Annotated in this window: 2 protein-coding genes; both read right to left on the bottom strand. The window is 73.4% G+C overall.

The window, feature by feature from the left end; translation table 11 throughout:
• Window positions 1-374 (bottom strand): NADH-quinone oxidoreductase subunit H (locus L615_RS03520; RefSeq protein WP_186449715.1); only part of this gene is annotated, 374 nt, incomplete at its 3' end.
• Window positions 371-1,366, bottom strand: a 996-nt coding sequence (locus L615_RS03515) for a molybdopterin-dependent oxidoreductase (protein WP_145724138.1), incomplete at its 5' end; no start/stop codon positions are given. The genes L615_RS03515 and L615_RS03520, both read right to left, overlap by 4 nt.

The following is a 1,366-nucleotide window of genomic DNA, read 5'->3' as shown; positions in this document are numbered from 1 at the left end:
ACCGGCATGTCGGTCAGCTGCAGCGGCGTCGTCTCGCCGAAGAAGCTCACCTCGGGCCCGAACGGGATGACGCTGAAGGTGACGAAGGCCGGCACCACGCAGATGACCGGGGCCAGCACGAAGACCACCTTGTCGGCGGCCTTCGGGATCAGGTCCTCCTTGAAGGCCAGCTTGACGCCGTCGGCCAGCGACTGCAGCAGACCGAACGGGCCGTGCACGTTCGGGCCGATGCGGTGCTGCATCCGCGCCACCACGCGGCGCTCCCACCAGATGTTGAAGAGCGTCAGCAGGACGAGGACCACGAAGACGAGGAGCGTCTTGATGAGGACGATCCACCAGACGTCGTTGCCGAACGCGCTGAGTGCGGTGTTCATCCGTGCGTCCCTTCCGCTCCGCTGATCGTGACCGTCGTCCCCGGGGACGCCAGGTCGGCGAGCACGCCGTTGCCGACCGAGCTGGCCGGCACCCACACCACGCCGTCGACGAGGTCGTCGGCGATCTCCGCCGGCAGCGTGATCGACCCGCGGTCACCGGTGAGGGTGACGGTGGGCCCGTGGGCGTCGTACACCTCCCGGGTGACGAGGGCGACCGGCGTGCGGGCCGTGGCCTTGAGGTACTTGTCGCCGTCCTGCATCGAGCCGTTGTCGAGCAGCTGCTTCCAGGTGGAGAGACGGTAGGCGCCTTCGCTGGTCGAGTTGCCCTCGCGAGGAACGTGCGAGGGCGTATCGAGACCTGCGCGCTCGCCGTCCCAGGGACCCAGCTGGCCCATCTCGGCGCGGACCTCGTCGACGGTGCGGAAGCCGAGCGGGGCCCCCTGGCCGAGGCGGGCGAGCTCCTCCGCGATCCCGGAGAGCGCGCGCAGGTCGGGCAGGGAGGACGGCTGGTGCAGCGCGGCCTCCCAGGACCGGACGCGGCCCTCCCAGTTGACGAAGGTGCCGGACTTCTCGCTCGTCGGCGCGACCGGGAAGACCACGTCGGCCGCGTCGGTGACCTCGGTGCGGCGGATGTCGAAGGCGACCACGAAGCCCGCCGCGGCGACGGCGGCGCGGGTCGCTGCCGGGTCGGCGGTGTCGTCGGGGTCGACGCCGGCGACCACGAGGCCGCCGAGCTCGCCGGCCGCGAGGGCGGCCACGATGCCGTCGGCGTCGCGGCCCTCGGTCTCGGGCAGCGCGTCGACGCCCCAGGCTGTGGCGACGTCGACCCGGGCGGCCGCGTCCGCGACCGGACGTCCGCCCGGCAGCAGGGTCGGCAGGCAGCCGGCCTCGATCGCACCGCGGTCACCGGCGCGGCGCGGCACCCAGGCGAGCCGGGCGCCGGTGCTGGCGGCGACCTCCGCGGCCGCGGTCAGCGCGCCCGGCACGGTCGC

It is taken from the genome of Nocardioides sp. J9 (assembly GCF_007829375.1).
Classification (GTDB): Bacteria; Actinomycetota; Actinomycetes; order Propionibacteriales; family Nocardioidaceae; genus Nocardioides.
This window is presented reverse-complemented; position numbering and strand designations above follow the sequence as displayed.